At 46.5% G+C, this 757-nt stretch carries 2 protein-coding genes; both read right to left on the reverse strand.

The genetic code is table 11. From position 1 onward, the window contains the following. The coding region (gene nuoK / locus DOT_RS18180) for an NADH-quinone oxidoreductase subunit NuoK (RefSeq protein ID WP_009621877.1) at positions 1 to 254 on the reverse strand (254 nt) is incomplete at its 3' end. Then, positions 251 to 757, reverse strand: a complete 507-nt coding sequence (locus DOT_RS18185) for an NADH-quinone oxidoreductase subunit J (RefSeq protein ID WP_009621879.1) — start codon at positions 755 to 757, stop codon at positions 251 to 253. The genes DOT_RS18185 and nuoK, both read right to left, overlap by 4 nt.

Below are 757 nucleotides of genomic sequence, written 5' to 3' on the forward strand. Positions count from 1 at the left end.
GCAGCAGCGACAACGATCACAAAAAGTGCCGCGACGTGCCCGGTCAGAAGATAGTGAACATCAATCTTTTGGTTCCAGATGAACCGATTGAAGGCCACAAAATTAATATTTACGGCATTAAGCATCAACTCAATAGACATGAGAATCGCAATAATATTTCTCTTGGCGAAGACCCCGTAAAGACCAAGACTAAAGAGCATCGCTCCAACTAAGAGATACGTAGAAAGCCCAACACTTAAATCGCTTAAATTCATTTGCTTTCTTTCACTCCCTTCGCCAAGATCACGGCTCCTGCCAACGCTACGGTCAAGAGTACTGCGGCTGCTTCAAAAGGAATCATAAATTTAGTGAGTAAGAGTAACGACATATCCTCTGCCGAACCTCCGCCAGTCCACGGCGCGGGCAAAATGCGCCAGTCAGGATTCGCGAGGATGACTAGGGCCATTACCACAAAAACTAATAATGCCACCAGCGCTCCCCATCCCCAATGACGGTTTTCAGGATTGCTCTCACTGACCTCACCACGCAAGGTCAACATGACCGCAAAGACGATCATAATGGCCACGGCTCCCGTGTAAATAAGCAACTGGACAGCCGCCAAAAAATCTGCATTCATAAGAACGTAAAGTACAGCTACGCCTAAAAAAGAAAGGACAAGATAGAGCGCACTATGCACAATGTTCTTTGAAGTGACAACACCCCAGGCAGCTGCAATCGCCATGATTGCAAAAATAAAGAATACTACAGTGCCTACCAC

Source organism: Desulfosporosinus sp. OT (assembly GCF_000224515.1).
In the GTDB taxonomy this organism is placed as follows: Bacteria; Bacillota; Desulfitobacteriia; order Desulfitobacteriales; family Desulfitobacteriaceae; genus Desulfosporosinus.